The 14911-nt window shown below is 52.3% G+C and carries 11 protein-coding genes and 4 tRNA genes; 13 read left to right on the forward strand and 2 right to left on the reverse strand.

All coding sequences use genetic code 11. From position 1 onward, the window contains the following. The first annotated feature begins 143 nt into the window (after positions 1–143). The 13 genes from JZ655_RS00895 (at position 144) to rpoC (ending at position 14208) form a co-directional block, all read left to right on the forward strand. Positions 144–219, forward strand: a tRNA-Thr gene (locus tag JZ655_RS00895). Positions 220–227: 8 nt separating this feature from the next. Then, positions 228–312, forward strand: a tRNA-Tyr gene (locus JZ655_RS00900). Positions 313–429: 117 nt separating this feature from the next. Then, positions 430–504, forward strand: a tRNA-Gly gene (locus JZ655_RS00905). Between the two features lie 6 nt (positions 505–510). Beyond that, positions 511–586: transfer RNA gene (locus JZ655_RS00910), tRNA-Thr, on the forward strand. Between the two features lie 118 nt (positions 587–704). Next, a complete protein-coding gene (gene tuf / locus JZ655_RS00915) occupies positions 705–1889 on the forward strand; it encodes an elongation factor Tu (protein ID WP_040078350.1) in 1185 nt (394 codons plus the stop codon). Between the two features lie 229 nt (positions 1890–2118). Continuing rightward, on the forward strand, positions 2119–2502 hold the full coding sequence (gene secE / locus JZ655_RS00920; protein WP_003862342.1) for a preprotein translocase subunit SecE: 384 nt from the start codon (positions 2119–2121) through the stop codon (positions 2500–2502). 1 nt (position 2503) lies between these two features. Further along, the gene (gene nusG, locus JZ655_RS00925) at positions 2504–3049 is read left to right on the forward strand and encodes a transcription termination/antitermination protein NusG (protein WP_003862341.1); all 546 of its coding nucleotides are present in this window, start codon (positions 2504–2506) and stop codon (positions 3047–3049) included. 155 nt (positions 3050–3204) lie between these two features. Continuing rightward, positions 3205–3633, forward strand: a complete 429-nt coding sequence (gene rplK / locus JZ655_RS00930; protein ID WP_008503452.1) for a 50S ribosomal protein L11 — start codon at positions 3205–3207, stop codon at positions 3631–3633. Between the two features lie 3 nt (positions 3634–3636). Further along, positions 3637–4341 (forward strand): 50S ribosomal protein L1, encoded by a 705-nt coding sequence (rplA, locus tag JZ655_RS00935; protein ID WP_040077680.1) that lies wholly within the window; start codon positions 3637–3639, stop codon positions 4339–4341. Positions 4342–4630: 289 nt separating this feature from the next. Beyond that, positions 4631–5128 (forward strand): 50S ribosomal protein L10, encoded by a 498-nt coding sequence (gene rplJ, locus JZ655_RS00940; protein WP_001207203.1) that lies wholly within the window; start codon positions 4631–4633, stop codon positions 5126–5128. A 66-nt stretch (positions 5129–5194) separates the two neighbouring features. Further along, positions 5195–5560, forward strand: a complete 366-nt coding sequence (rplL, locus tag JZ655_RS00945) for a 50S ribosomal protein L7/L12 (RefSeq protein WP_000028882.1) — start codon at positions 5195–5197, stop codon at positions 5558–5560. Positions 5561–5879: 319 nt separating this feature from the next. Continuing rightward, the gene (gene rpoB / locus JZ655_RS00950) at positions 5880–9908 is read left to right on the forward strand and encodes a DNA-directed RNA polymerase subunit beta (RefSeq protein ID WP_040077679.1); all 4029 of its coding nucleotides are present in this window, start codon (positions 5880–5882) and stop codon (positions 9906–9908) included. Between the two features lie 76 nt (positions 9909–9984). Continuing rightward, positions 9985–14208 (forward strand): DNA-directed RNA polymerase subunit beta', encoded by a 4224-nt coding sequence (rpoC, locus tag JZ655_RS00955; protein WP_040077678.1) that lies wholly within the window; start codon positions 9985–9987, stop codon positions 14206–14208. Positions 14209–14267: 59 nt separating this feature from the next. Here the strand turns inward: rpoC and JZ655_RS00960 are convergent, their stop codons facing one another. After that, on the reverse strand, positions 14268–14585 hold the full coding sequence (locus tag JZ655_RS00960; protein ID WP_046887175.1) for a PTS lactose/cellobiose transporter subunit IIA: 318 nt from the start codon (positions 14583–14585) through the stop codon (positions 14268–14270). A 2-nt stretch (positions 14586–14587) separates the two neighbouring features. Further along, positions 14588–14893 carry a PTS sugar transporter subunit IIB gene (locus tag JZ655_RS00965; RefSeq protein ID WP_035890299.1) on the reverse strand — a complete coding sequence of 102 codons (306 nt, stop codon included), beginning with the start codon at positions 14891–14893 and terminating at the stop codon, positions 14588–14590. Positions 14894–14911: the final 18 nt, after the last annotated feature.

A 14911-nucleotide genomic window follows, 5' to 3' on the forward strand; every position in this document is an offset into this window, starting at 1 on the left:
ATTTCTGCTGAATAATTGACCCGATATGGGTGAAATTGCAGCGTTCACCGCATTCTTCGCGCAAAATGTGAGCGAAAGAATGTTTTAAGTGATTTTTTAGTTGCATGACTGCGCAGGTCTCCCTAAAATGCGCGCTACTTGATGCCGACTTAGCTCAGTAGGTAGAGCAACTGACTTGTAATCAGTAGGTCACCAGTTCGATTCCGGTAGTCGGCACCATCAAGTCCGGTGGGGTTCCCGAGCGGCCAAAGGGAGCAGACTGTAAATCTGCCGTCACAGACTTCGAAGGTTCGAATCCTTCCCCCACCACCACTTTCTGGCAGCGTTAACGCCGCCGGAGCTGGTTTAAAAAATAAATCAGCTCGAATAGAAAAAGAGAGAAATCTCTTTTTTTGTTACAGAAAGAACTGGGTAGCCGAGTTTCAGGATGCGGGCATCGTATAATGGCTATTACCTCAGCCTTCCAAGCTGATGATGCGGGTTCGATTCCCGCTGCCCGCTCCAATACGTGCTGATATGGCTCAGTTGGTAGAGCGCACCCTTGGTAAGGGTGAGGTCCCCAGTTCGACTCTGGGTATCAGCACCACTTCACTTCTCCCTCCCGTTTCTCTCTGTTTCAATATCAATGTATTCAACAGTTCAGGCATTCCGCCTGGTTGATGTGGTGATATCACCGATTTATCCGTGTCTTAGAGGGACAATCGATGTCTAAAGAAAAGTTTGAACGTACAAAACCGCACGTTAACGTCGGTACTATCGGCCACGTTGACCATGGTAAAACAACGCTGACCGCTGCAATCACTACCGTACTGGCTAAAACCTACGGCGGTGCTGCGCGCGCATTCGATCAGATCGATAACGCGCCAGAAGAAAAAGCGCGTGGTATCACCATCAACACTTCTCACGTTGAATATGACACCCCGACTCGCCACTACGCACACGTAGACTGCCCAGGCCACGCCGACTATGTTAAAAACATGATCACCGGTGCTGCGCAGATGGACGGCGCGATCCTGGTTGTTGCTGCGACTGACGGCCCTATGCCTCAGACCCGTGAGCACATCCTGCTGGGTCGTCAGGTAGGCGTTCCTTTCATCATCGTGTTCCTGAACAAATGCGACATGGTTGATGACGAAGAGCTGCTGGAACTGGTAGAGATGGAAGTTCGTGAACTGCTGTCTCAGTACGATTTCCCAGGCGACGACACCCCAATCGTTCGTGGTTCCGCGCTGAAAGCGCTGGAAGGCGAAGCAGAGTGGGAAGAGAAAATCATCGAACTGGCTGGCTACCTGGATTCTTACATCCCTGAGCCAGAGCGTGCGATTGACAAGCCGTTCCTGCTGCCAATCGAAGACGTATTCTCCATCTCCGGTCGTGGTACCGTTGTTACCGGTCGTGTAGAGCGCGGTATCATCAAAGTTGGCGAAGAAGTTGAAATCGTTGGTATCAAAGACACTGCTAAGTCTACCTGTACTGGCGTTGAAATGTTCCGCAAACTGCTGGACGAAGGCCGTGCTGGTGAGAACGTTGGTGTTCTGCTGCGTGGTATCAAACGTGAAGAAATCGAACGTGGTCAGGTTCTGGCGAAGCCAGGCTCCATCAAGCCACACACCAAGTTCGAATCTGAAGTGTACATCCTGTCCAAAGACGAAGGCGGCCGTCATACTCCGTTCTTCAAAGGCTACCGTCCACAGTTCTACTTCCGTACAACTGACGTGACCGGTACCATCGAACTGCCAGAAGGCGTTGAGATGGTAATGCCAGGCGACAACATCAAGATGGTTGTGACTCTGATCCACCCAATCGCGATGGACGACGGTCTGCGTTTCGCAATCCGTGAAGGCGGTCGTACCGTTGGCGCGGGCGTGGTTGCTAAAGTTCTCGGTTAATTGCTGATAACATTTGACGCAATGCGCAAAGAAAGGGCATCATTTGATGCCCTTTTTGCACGCTTTCGAACCAGAACCTGGCTCATCAGTGATTTTATTTGTCATAATCATTGCTGAGACAGGCTCTGTAGAGGGCGTAAGTCCGAAACTCATATAGAGCATTTCGGTTAGGTTCGCCTCGCGCTCGCGGGGTGAAAATGTTTGTAGAATTCTTCTGACAGGTTGGTTTATGAGTGCGAATACCGAAGCTCAAGGGAGCGGGCGCGGCCTGGAAGCGATGAAGTGGGTAGTTGTTGCCGTACTGCTGATTGTGGCTATTGTAGGCAATTATCTTTATCGTGACATGATGCTGCCGCTACGCGCGCTGGCAGTGGTTATTCTGATTGCTGCAGCGGGTGGTGTCGCGCTGTTGACGACCAAAGGTAAAGCGACCGTCGCTTTTGCCCGCGAAGCGAGAACCGAAGTCCGTAAGGTCATTTGGCCGACTCGCCAGGAAACTCTGCACACCACGTTAATTGTGGCTGCGGTTACCGCGGTAATGTCACTGATCCTGTGGGGACTGGATGGTATTCTGGTTCGCCTGGTATCCTTTATCACTGGCCTGAGGTTCTGAGATGTCTGAAGCCCCTAAAAAGCGCTGGTACGTCGTTCAGGCGTTTTCCGGTTTTGAAGGCCGCGTAGCAACGTCGCTGCGTGAGCATATCAAATTACATAATATGGAAGAGTTGTTTGGCGAAGTTATGGTTCCAACCGAAGAAGTGGTTGAGATCCGTGGCGGCCAGCGTCGCAAAAGTGAGCGCAAATTCTTCCCGGGTTACGTGCTTGTTCAGATGGTGATGAACGACGCAAGCTGGCACTTAGTGCGCAGCGTACCGCGCGTAATGGGCTTTATCGGCGGCACGTCTGACCGTCCGGCGCCAATCAGCGACAAAGAAGTTGATGCGATTATGAACCGCCTGCAGCAGGTGGGTGATAAGCCGCGTCCGAAAACGCTGTTTGAACCGGGTGAAATGGTTCGTGTTAACGACGGTCCGTTTGCTGACTTTAACGGCGTAGTTGAAGAAGTGGACTACGAGAAGTCCCGCCTGAAAGTTTCTGTTTCTATCTTTGGTCGTGCGACCCCGGTAGAACTGGACTTCGCTCAGGTAGAAAAAGCCTAAGCAGCGATCAAAAAAGCGGCGATCTAATCGTTGCACCAGGCGCGAGATTGGAATACAATTTCGCGCCTTTTGTTTTTATGGGCCTCGCCCGTAAGACGATTTTTATTCACGGGGAGCCTCCTTGAGGCGTTATTACCCAATCAGAGGATTTTAGAATGGCTAAGAAAGTACAAGCCTACGTCAAGCTGCAGGTTGCAGCTGGTATGGCGAACCCAAGTCCACCAGTTGGTCCAGCTCTGGGTCAGCAGGGTGTGAACATCATGGAATTCTGTAAAGCGTTCAACGCAAAAACTGAATCCCTGGAAAAAGGTCTGCCAATCCCAGTTGTTATCACTGTATACGCTGACCGTTCTTTCACTTTCGTTACCAAAACCCCTCCAGCAGCAGTTCTGCTGAAGAAAGCAGCGGGCATCAAGTCTGGTTCCGGTAAGCCGAACAAAGACAAAGTGGGTAAAATTTCCCGCGCTCAGCTGCAGGAAATCGCGCAGACCAAAGCTGCCGACATGACTGGCGCCGACATTGAAGCGATGACTCGCTCCATTGAAGGTACTGCACGTTCCATGGGCCTGGTAGTGGAGGACTAAGAAATGGCTAAACTGACCAAGCGCATGTCCGTGATCCGTGACAAAGTTGATGCGACCAAACAGTACGACATCAACGAAGCTATCGCTCTGCTGAAAGAACTGGCTACCGCTAAGTTCGTTGAAAGCGTTGACGTTGCCGTTAACCTGGGCATCGACGCTCGTAAATCCGATCAGAACGTTCGTGGCGCAACTGTACTGCCACACGGTACTGGCCGTTCCGTTCGCGTAGCTGTATTTGCTCAGGGTGCAAACGCTGAAGCTGCTAAAGCTGCCGGCGCTGAACTGGTAGGTATGGAAGATCTGGCTGATCAGATCAAGAAAGGCGAAATGAACTTTGACGTTGTTATTGCTTCCCCGGATGCAATGCGCGTTGTTGGCCAGCTGGGCCAGGTTCTGGGTCCACGCGGCCTGATGCCAAACCCGAAAGTTGGTACTGTAACTCCTAACGTTGCTGAAGCGGTTAAGAACGCTAAAGCAGGTCAGGTTCGTTATCGTAACGACAAAAACGGCATCATCCACACCACCATCGGTAAAGTGGACTTTGACGCTGACAAACTGAAAGAAAACCTGGAATCTCTGCTGGTTGCGCTGAAAAAAGCAAAACCAACTCAGGCGAAAGGCGTGTACATCAAGAAAGTTAGCATCTCCACCACCATGGGTGCAGGTGTTGCAGTTGACCAGTCTGGTCTGAGCGCTGCTGCAAACTAATACCTTTACGTGGGCGGTGATTTTGTCTACAATCTTCGCCCACGTTTGCTAACTATGGTTAGCAGGTAACCGAATTGTTCGTTGGAGCCTGGCCTATCCAGGCCTCCGTCGAAGACCGCAGGTGTTTCGCAAGAGACTTAATCCCCTGCGTAGACGGTGACAGAACGCTAAGATTATTTTTGGATACTCTGGCTTGTTTCTGCTCACCGTATTAAGACGCTCTTTCCGTTTGGGAGAGTGAAGTGAGTTCCAGGGCATGAGCCCTGGCAAACATCCAGGAGCAAAGCTAATGGCTTTAAATCTTCAAGACAAACAAGCGATTGTTGCTGAAGTCAGCGAAGTAGCCAAAGGCGCGCTGTCTGCAGTAGTTGCGGATTCCCGTGGCGTTACTGTAGATAAAATGACTGAACTGCGTAAAGCAGGTCGTGAAGCTGGCGTTTACATGCGTGTTGTTCGTAACACCCTGCTGCGCCGCGTAGTTGAAGGTACTCAGTTCGAGTGCCTGAAAGACACGTTTGTTGGTCCAACCTTGATTGCATACTCTATGGAACACCCGGGCGCTGCTGCTCGTCTGTTCAAAGAGTTCGCGAAAGCGAATGCAAAATTCGAGGTTAAAGCTGCAGCCTTTGAAGGTGAGTTGATCCCGGCATCGCAAATCGATCGCCTGGCAACCCTGCCGACCTACGAAGAAGCAATTGCACGCCTGATGGCAACCATGAAAGAAGCTTCGGCTGGCAAACTGGTTCGCACTCTGGCTGCTGTTCGCGATGCAAAAGAAGCTGCTTAATCGCAGTTATCTTTATAAAGCATTTGCTTACGTATAAACTTATTCTGATTTTCAGGAACAATTTAAATGTCTATCACTAAAGATCAAATCATTGAAGCAGTATCCGCTATGTCCGTAATGGACGTTGTAGAACTGATTTCTGCAATGGAAGAAAAATTCGGTGTTTCCGCTGCTGCTGCTGTAGCTGTAGCTGCTGGCCCGGCTGAAGCTGCTGAAGAAAAAACTGAATTCGACGTAATTCTGAAAGCTGCTGGCGCTAACAAAGTTGCTGTTATCAAAGCAGTACGTGGCGCAACTGGCCTGGGTCTGAAAGAAGCTAAAGACCTGGTAGAATCTGCTCCAGCTGCGCTGAAAGAAGGCGTGAGCAAAGACGACGCAGAAGCACTGAAAAAATCTCTGGAAGAAGCTGGCGCTGAAGTTGAAGTTAAATAAGCCAACCCTTCCGGTTGCAGCCTGAGCAATTAGGCTGATGGCTGGTGACTTTTTAGTCACCAGCCTTTTTGCGCTGTAAGGCGCCAGTAGCATTTCACACTGTTTGACTGCTGGTTTGCCTGACAATGCTTGTTTCTATCGACGACTTAATATATTGCGACAGAGTGCTCGCTCTGTGTAAATCGCGACGAAATGATTTAAGCGTGATAGCAACAGGTATTGCGGAAAGTATTCAATTTTCCGGTCCACAAAATGGTGTTGCACAAACTGTCCCTCCGTCGGACAGATGGGTCGACTTGTCAGCGAGCTGAGGAACCCTATGGTTTACTCCTATACCGAGAAAAAACGTATTCGTAAGGATTTTGGTAAACGTCCACAAGTTCTGGACATTCCATATCTCCTTTCTATCCAGCTTGACTCGTTCCAGAAGTTTATCGAGCAAGATCCTGAAGGGCAGTACGGTCTGGAAGCCGCCTTCCGTTCCGTGTTCCCGATTCAGAGCTACAGCGGTAATTCCGAGCTGCAGTACGTCAGCTATCGCCTTGGCGAACCGGTGTTTGACGTTCAGGAATGTCAGATCCGTGGCGTGACCTACTCTGCACCGCTGCGCGTAAAACTGCGTCTGGTGATCTACGAGCGCGAAGCGCCGGAAGGCACCGTAAAAGACATTAAAGAACAAGAAGTCTACATGGGTGAAATTCCACTCATGACAGACAACGGTACTTTCGTTATCAACGGTACTGAGCGTGTTATCGTTTCCCAGCTGCACCGTAGCCCGGGCGTCTTCTTCGACAGCGATAAAGGTAAAACACACTCTTCCGGTAAAGTACTGTATAACGCGCGCATCATTCCTTACCGTGGTTCCTGGCTGGACTTCGAGTTCGATCCTAAAGACAACCTGTTTGTCCGTATCGACCGTCGTCGTAAACTGCCTGCGACCATCATTCTGCGTGCGCTGCAATACACCACTGAACAGATCCTGGACCTGTTCTTTGAGAAAGTGGTCTTTGAAATTCGCGACAACAAGCTGCAAATGGAGCTGGTGCCTGAGCGTCTGCGTGGTGATACCGCATCGTTCGACATCGAAGCCGACGGCAAAGTGTACGTGGAAAAAGGCCGCCGCATCACCGCGCGCCATATCCGTCAGCTGGAAAAAGATGAAATCAAACACATCGAAGTACCGGTTGAATACATCGCTGGCAAAGTCGCGGCAAAAGATTACGTTGACGAATCGACTGGCGAACTGATCTGCCCGGCGAACATGGAGCTGAGCCTGGATCTGCTGGCGAAGCTGAGCCAGTCTGGTCACAAGCGTATCGAAACGCTGTTCACCAACGATCTGGACCACGGTCCGTACATCTCTGAGACAGTACGTGTCGATCCAACTAACGATCGTCTGAGCGCACTGGTAGAAATCTACCGCATGATGCGCCCGGGTGAGCCACCGACTCGCGAAGCGGCTGAAAGCCTGTTCGAGAACCTGTTCTTCTCCGAAGACCGCTACGATCTGTCCGCGGTTGGTCGTATGAAGTTCAACCGTTCTCTGCTGCGTGACACGATCGAAGGTTCCGGTATCCTGAGCAAAGAAGACATCATCGAAGTGATGAAGAAGCTCATCGATATCCGTAACGGTAAAGGCGAAGTGGATGATATCGACCACCTCGGCAACCGTCGTATCCGTTCCGTAGGCGAAATGGCGGAAAACCAGTTCCGTGTTGGCCTGGTACGTGTTGAGCGTGCGGTTAAAGAGCGTCTGTCTCTGGGCGATCTGGATACCCTGATGCCTCAGGATATGATTAACGCTAAGCCAATCTCTGCCGCAGTGAAAGAGTTCTTCGGTTCCAGCCAGCTGTCTCAGTTTATGGACCAGAACAACCCGCTGTCTGAGATTACGCACAAGCGTCGTATCTCTGCACTCGGCCCAGGCGGTCTGACCCGTGAACGCGCAGGCTTTGAAGTTCGAGACGTACACCCGACTCACTATGGTCGCGTATGTCCAATCGAAACGCCTGAAGGTCCAAACATCGGTCTGATTAACTCCCTGTCCGTGTACGCACAGACTAACGAATACGGTTTCCTCGAGACCCCGTATCGTAAAGTGACTGACGGTGTTGTAACCGACGAAATTCATTACCTGTCTGCTATCGAAGAAGGCAACTACGTTATTGCTCAGGCGAACTCCAACCTGGATGACGAAGGCCACTTTGTAGAAGATCTGGTTACCTGTCGTAGCAAAGGCGAATCCAGCCTGTTCAGCCGTGACCAGGTTGACTACATGGACGTTTCCACCCAGCAGGTGGTATCCGTCGGTGCGTCCCTGATCCCGTTCCTGGAACACGATGACGCCAACCGTGCATTGATGGGTGCGAACATGCAGCGTCAGGCCGTTCCAACTCTGCGTGCTGATAAGCCGCTGGTTGGTACTGGTATGGAACGTGCTGTTGCCGTTGACTCCGGTGTAACTGCGGTTGCTAAACGTGGCGGTCTGGTTCAGTACGTGGATGCCTCCCGTATCGTTATCAAAGTTAACGAAGACGAGATGTACCCGGGCGAAGCAGGTATCGACATCTATAACCTGACGAAATACACCCGTTCTAACCAGAACACCTGCATCAACCAGATGCCATGTGTCTCTCTGGGTGAGCCGGTTGAGCGCGGCGACGTGCTGGCAGACGGTCCGTCCACCGACCTCGGTGAACTGGCGCTCGGTCAGAACATGCGCGTAGCGTTCATGCCGTGGAACGGTTACAACTTCGAAGACTCCATCCTCGTTTCCGAGCGTGTGGTTCAGGAAGATCGTTTCACCACGATTCACATTCAGGAACTGGCATGTGTGTCCCGTGACACCAAGCTGGGGCCGGAAGAGATCACTGCCGACATCCCGAACGTGGGTGAAGCAGCGCTCTCCAAACTGGATGAATCCGGTATCGTTTACATCGGTGCGGAAGTGACCGGCGGCGATATTCTGGTAGGTAAAGTGACGCCGAAAGGTGAAACCCAGCTGACGCCAGAAGAGAAACTGCTGCGTGCAATCTTCGGTGAGAAAGCGTCTGACGTTAAAGACTCTTCTCTGCGCGTACCAAACGGTGTTTCCGGTACAGTTATCGACGTTCAGGTCTTCACCCGTGACGGCGTTGAGAAAGATAAACGTGCGCTGGAAATCGAAGAGATGCAGCTCAAACAGGCTAAGAAAGACCTGTCTGAAGAACTGCAGATCCTCGAAGCGGGTCTGTTCAGCCGTATTTATGCGGTGCTGGTTGCCGGTGGTGTTGAAGCTGAGAAGCTCGACAAGCTGCCACGCGATCGCTGGCTGGAACTGGGCCTGACCGACGAAGAGAAACAGAATCAGCTGGAACAGCTGGCTGAGCAGTACGACGAGCTGAAACACGAGTTCGAGAAAAAACTCGAAGCGAAGCGCCGTAAAATCACTCAGGGCGACGATCTGGCACCGGGCGTGCTGAAGATTGTTAAGGTTTATCTGGCCGTTAAACGTCAGATCCAGCCTGGTGATAAAATGGCAGGTCGTCACGGTAACAAGGGTGTTATCTCTAAGATCAACCCGATCGAAGATATGCCGCACGATGCTAACGGTACGCCGGTAGATATCGTACTGAACCCGCTGGGCGTACCGTCTCGTATGAACATTGGTCAGATCCTCGAAACTCACCTGGGTATGGCTGCGAAAGGTATCGGCGAGAAAATCAACGCCATGCTGAAGCAGCAGGAAGAAGTCGCGAAACTGCGCGAATTCATCCAGCGTGCGTACGATCTGGGCACTGACGTTCGCCAGAAAGTTGACCTGAACACCTTCAGCGATGAAGAAGTGCTGCGTCTGGCTGAAAACCTGCGTAAGGGTATGCCAATCGCGACGCCGGTCTTCGATGGTGCGAAAGAGTCTGAAATCAAGGAACTGTTACAGCTGGGTGGCCTGCCGACTTCCGGTCAGATCACACTGTTCGACGGTCGTACTGGCGAGCAGTTTGAGCGTCCGGTAACCGTTGGCTACATGTACATGCTGAAACTGAACCACCTGGTTGACGACAAGATGCACGCGCGTTCTACCGGTTCTTACAGCCTGGTTACTCAGCAGCCGCTGGGTGGTAAGGCGCAGTTCGGTGGTCAGCGCTTCGGTGAGATGGAAGTGTGGGCGCTTGAAGCATACGGCGCAGCATACACCCTGCAGGAAATGCTTACCGTTAAGTCTGATGACGTAAACGGTCGTACCAAGATGTATAAAAACATCGTGGACGGCAACCATCAGATGGAACCAGGCATGCCAGAGTCCTTCAACGTACTGTTGAAAGAGATTCGTTCGCTGGGTATCAACATCGAACTGGAAGACGAGTAATTCTCGCTCAAACAGGTCACTGGTGTCGGGTTAACCCCCGACACCAGATTGTGCTAACTCCGACGGGAGCAAATCCGTGAAAGATTTATTAAAGTTTCTGAAAGCGCAGACTAAAACCGAAGAGTTTGATGCGATCAAAATTGCTCTGGCTTCGCCAGACATGATCCGTTCATGGTCTTTCGGTGAAGTTAAAAAGCCGGAAACCATCAACTACCGTACGTTCAAACCAGAGCGTGACGGCCTTTTCTGCGCCCGTATCTTTGGGCCAGTAAAAGATTACGAGTGCCTGTGCGGTAAGTACAAGCGCCTGAAACACCGTGGTGTGATCTGTGAGAAGTGCGGCGTTGAAGTAACCCAGACCAAAGTACGCCGTGAGCGTATGGGCCACATCGAGCTGGCGTCTCCAACTGCGCACATCTGGTTCCTGAAATCTCTGCCGTCCCGTATCGGTTTGCTGCTGGATATGCCGCTGCGCGATATCGAACGTGTTCTGTACTTCGAATCTTATGTTGTGATCGAAGGCGGGATGACGAACCTGGAACGTAACCAGATTCTGACCGAAGAACAGTATCTGGACGCGCTGGAAGAGTTCGGTGACGAATTCGACGCGAAGATGGGTGCGGAAGCTATCCAGGCCCTGCTGAAGAGCATGGATCTGGAGCAAGAGTGCGAGCAGCTGCGTGAAGAGCTGAACGAAACCAACTCCGAAACCAAGCGTAAAAAGCTGACCAAGCGTATCAAGCTGCTGGAAGCGTTCGTTCAGTCTGGTAACAAACCAGAGTGGATGATCCTGACCGTTCTGCCGGTTCTGCCGCCAGATCTGCGTCCGCTGGTTCCGCTGGATGGTGGTCGTTTCGCAACGTCCGATCTGAACGATCTGTATCGTCGCGTTATCAACCGTAACAACCGTCTGAAACGTCTGCTGGATCTGGCTGCGCCGGACATCATCGTACGCAACGAAAAACGTATGCTGCAGGAAGCGGTCGACGCCCTGCTGGATAACGGTCGTCGCGGTCGTGCGATCACCGGTTCTAACAAGCGTCCTCTGAAATCTTTGGCCGACATGATCAAAGGTAAGCAGGGTCGTTTCCGTCAGAACCTGCTCGGTAAGCGTGTTGACTACTCCGGTCGTTCTGTAATCACCGTAGGTCCATACCTGCGTCTGCATCAGTGCGGTCTGCCGAAAAAAATGGCGCTGGAGCTGTTCAAACCGTTCATCTACGGCAAGCTGGAGCTGCGTGGCCTGGCCACCACCATCAAAGCCGCTAAGAAAATGGTTGAGCGCGAAGAAGCTGTCGTTTGGGATATCCTGGACGAAGTGATCCGCGAACACCCGGTCCTGCTGAACCGTGCACCAACTCTGCACCGTCTGGGTATCCAGGCCTTTGAGCCAGTACTGATCGAAGGTAAAGCTATTCAGCTGCACCCGCTGGTTTGTGCGGCTTATAACGCCGACTTCGATGGTGACCAGATGGCTGTTCACGTACCGCTGACGCTGGAAGCCCAGCTGGAAGCGCGTGCGCTGATGATGTCTACCAACAACATCCTGTCTCCAGCGAACGGTGAGCCAATCATCGTTCCTTCTCAGGACGTTGTACTGGGTCTGTACTACATGACCCGTGACTGTGTTAACGCTAAAGGCGAAGGCATGGTGCTGACTGGCCCGAAAGAAGCTGAGCGTATTTACCGCGCTGGCCTGGCCTCTCTGCATGCGCGCGTTAAAGTGCGTATCACTGAATACGAAAAAGATGCTAACGGCGAATTCGTTGCGACCACCAGCCTGAAAGACACGACCGTGGGTCGTGCGATTCTGTGGATGATCGTACCGAAAGGTCTGCCTTTCTCCATCGTCAACCAGGCGCTGGGCAAGAAAGCAATCTCCAAAATGCTGAACACCTGTTACCGCATTCTGGGCCTGAAACCGACCGTTATCTTCGCTGACCAGACGATGTACACCGGCTTTGCTTATGCAGCGCGTTCAGGTGCATCTGTTGGTATCGATGACATGGTGATCCCAGAGAAGAAATACGAGATCATCAGCGAAGCAGAAGCTGAAGTTGCCGAAATCCAGGAGCAGTTCCAGTCTGGTCTGGTAACCGCAGGCGAACGCTATAACAAAGTTATCGATATCTGGGCTGCGGCGAACGATCGTGTATCCAAGGCGATGATGGACAACCTGCAGACCGAAACCGTGATTAACCGTGACGGCGTCGAAGAGCAGCAGGTCTCCTTCAACAGCATCTACATGATGGCCGACTCCGGTGCGCGTGGTTCTGCGGCACAGATTCGTCAGCTGGCAGGTATGCGTGGTCTGATGGCGAAGCCAGATGGCTCCATCATCGAAACGCCAATCACCGCGAACTTCCGTGAAGGTCTGAACGTACTCCAGTACTTCATCTCCACGCACGGTGCGCGTAAAGGTCTGGCGGATACCGCACTGAAAACCGCGAACTCCGGTTATCTGACGCGTCGTCTGGTTGACGTTGCGCAGGACCTGGTTGTTACCGAAGACGATTGTGGCACCCTCGAAGGTATCACCATGACCCCGGTTATCGAGGGTGGTGATGTTAAAGAGCCACTGCGCGATCGCGTACTGGGTCGTGTTACCGCGGAAGACATTCTGAAGCCGGGTACCGCAGACATTCTGGTTCCACGCAACACGCTGCTGCACGAGCACTGGTGTGACCTGCTGGAAGCGAACTCTGTCGACTCCGTGAAAGTGCGTTCCGTTGTATCCTGTGACACCGACTTTGGTGTATGTGCACACTGCTATGGTCGTGACCTGGCGCGTGGCCACATCATCAACAAAGGTGAAGCAATCGGTGTTATCGCGGCACAGTCCATCGGTGAGCCGGGTACACAGCTGACGATGCGTACGTTCCACATCGGTGGTGCGGCATCTCGTGCGGCTGCTGAATCCAGCATCCAGGTGAAAAACAAAGGTAGCATCAAGCTCAGCAACGCGAAGTCTGTTGTTAACTCTTCAGGCAAGCTGGTTGTCACCTCACGTAACACCGAGCTGAAGCTGATCGACGAATTCGGTCGTACCAAAGAGAGCTATAAAGTACCTTACGGTGCTGTTATGGCTAAAGGTGATGGCGAGCAGGTTGCTGGCGGCGAAACCGTAGCTAACTGGGATCCACACACCATGCCGGTTATCACCGAAGTGGCTGGTTTCATCCGCTTCACCGACATGATCGACGGCCAGACCATTACGCGTCAGACCGACGAACTGACCGGTCTCTCCTCGCTGGTTGTTCTGGATTCTGCAGAACGTACCGCAGGCGGTAAAGATCTGCGTCCAGCACTGAAAATCGTTGATGCCAACGGTAACGATGTTCTGATCCCGGGCACGGATATGCCGGCTCAGTACTTCCTGCCAGGTAAAGCGATCGTTCAGCTGGAAGATGGCGTACAGATCAGCTCTGGTGACACCCTGGCGCGTATTCCTCAGGAATCTGGCGGTACCAAGGACATCACCGGTGGTCTGCCACGCGTTGCGGACCTGTTCGAAGCACGTCGTCCGAAAGAGCCGGCAATCCTGGCGGAAATCAGCGGTATTATCTCCTTCGGTAAAGAGACCAAAGGTAAACGCCGCCTGGTAATCACGCCGCTGGATGGCAGCGAACCGTACGAAGAGATGATTCCGAAATGGCGTCAGCTCAACGTGTTTGAAGGTGAACGTGTAGAACGTGGTGACGTGGTTTCCGATGGTCCAGAAGCACCGCACGACATTCTGCGTCTTCGTGGCGTACACGCGGTAACGCGTTATATCACCAACGAAGTACAGGACGTTTACCGTCTGCAGGGCGTTAAGATCAACGATAAGCACATCGAAGTTATCGTTCGTCAGATGCTGCGTAAAGCCACCATCGTGAACGCGGGCAGCTCCGAGTTCCTCGAAGGTGAGCAGGTTGAATACTCTCGCGTTAAGATTGCAAACCGCGATCTGGAAGCGAACGGCAAAAACAGTGCGACCTTCGCACGTGACCTGCTGGGTATCACCAAAGCGTCTCTGGCAACCGAGTCCTTCATCTCCGCGGCATCGTTCCAGGAGACCACTCGTGTGCTTACCGAAGCAGCCGTTGCGGGCAAACGCGACGAACTGCGCGGTCTGAAAGAGAACGTTATCGTGGGTCGTCTGATCCCGGCTGGTACCGGTTATGCGTACCACCAGGATCGTATGCGCCGTCGCGCAGCGGGCGAACTGCCAGCTGCACCACAGGTGACTGCAGAAGATGCTTCTGCAAGCCTGGCAGAGCTGCTGAACGCAGGTCTGGGCGGTTCCGACAACGAGTAATCGTGCCTTCAGCTAATAAAAAACCCGCTTCGGCGGGTTTTTTTTATATCTGGAAGGGGTTATTTGACTAACGGAATGCGCCGATAAAGTTCGATCATATCGCCCGCCAGATCCTGAATAACCATCGCGTTCATCAGATGATCCTGGGAGTGAACGGTAATCAGGTTGACCGGCAGTTTGCCTGTTCCTTCATCCAGCCCAATAAGCTGGGTCTGAATAACGTGAGCATGTTTCACGTATTCGCGTGACTCTTCCATTGCCTTTTCAGCGTCGTCAAAATCGCCTTTACGCGCCATTTGCAATGCCGTTAAAGCCGCACTGCGCGCCGCGCCCGCATTAACCAGCAGTTCCATGATCGTGGTTTCTAAATCTTCCATGATTACTCCAGTAGTTTCAGCGCTTTTTCCAGCACGACATCACCTTTCATCATGCCGTAATCCATCATGTCGATCACCGCGACTTTTTTACCCAGCGGCTCGGCCTGGGCCTGCAGTTTTGCTTGCTCGTATTTAACCTGTGGCCCCAGTAATACGATGTCAGCGGTAGCGATCTCATCTTTAAACTCAGCAACCGGCACGGCTTTAATGCTTACTTCGACCCCTTTTTTCTGCGCGGCGTCTTTCATGCGTTGAACCAGCATGCTGGTCGACATTCCCGCTGCACAGCATAAAACGATGTTCTTCATAGTCAGCCTCGATCTACA

The sequence above is a fragment of the Leclercia pneumoniae genome (assembly GCF_017348915.1).
GTDB lineage: Bacteria > Pseudomonadota > Gammaproteobacteria > Enterobacterales > Enterobacteriaceae > Enterobacter > Enterobacter pneumoniae.

Coding starts and splice junctions, on each gene's coding strand:
- rplL (WP_000028882.1), top strand. CDS start 5,195: ATGTCTATCACTAAAGATCAAATCATTGAAGCAGTATCCGCTATGTCC.
- rpoB (WP_040077679.1), top strand. CDS start 5,880: ATGGTTTACTCCTATACCGAGAAAAAACGTATTCGTAAGGATTTTGGT.
- JZ655_RS00965 (WP_035890299.1), bottom strand. CDS start 14,893: ATGAAGAACATCGTTTTATGCTGTGCAGCGGGAATGTCGACCAGCATG.
- tuf (WP_040078350.1), top strand. CDS start 705: ATGTCTAAAGAAAAGTTTGAACGTACAAAACCGCACGTTAACGTCGGT.
- rplK (WP_008503452.1), top strand. CDS start 3,205: ATGGCTAAGAAAGTACAAGCCTACGTCAAGCTGCAGGTTGCAGCTGGT.
- rplA (WP_040077680.1), top strand. CDS start 3,637: ATGGCTAAACTGACCAAGCGCATGTCCGTGATCCGTGACAAAGTTGAT.
- nusG (WP_003862341.1), top strand. CDS start 2,504: ATGTCTGAAGCCCCTAAAAAGCGCTGGTACGTCGTTCAGGCGTTTTCC.
- JZ655_RS00960 (WP_046887175.1), bottom strand. CDS start 14,585: ATGGAAGATTTAGAAACCACGATCATGGAACTGCTGGTTAATGCGGGC.
- secE (WP_003862342.1), top strand. CDS start 2,119: ATGAGTGCGAATACCGAAGCTCAAGGGAGCGGGCGCGGCCTGGAAGCG.
- rplJ (WP_001207203.1), top strand. CDS start 4,631: ATGGCTTTAAATCTTCAAGACAAACAAGCGATTGTTGCTGAAGTCAGC.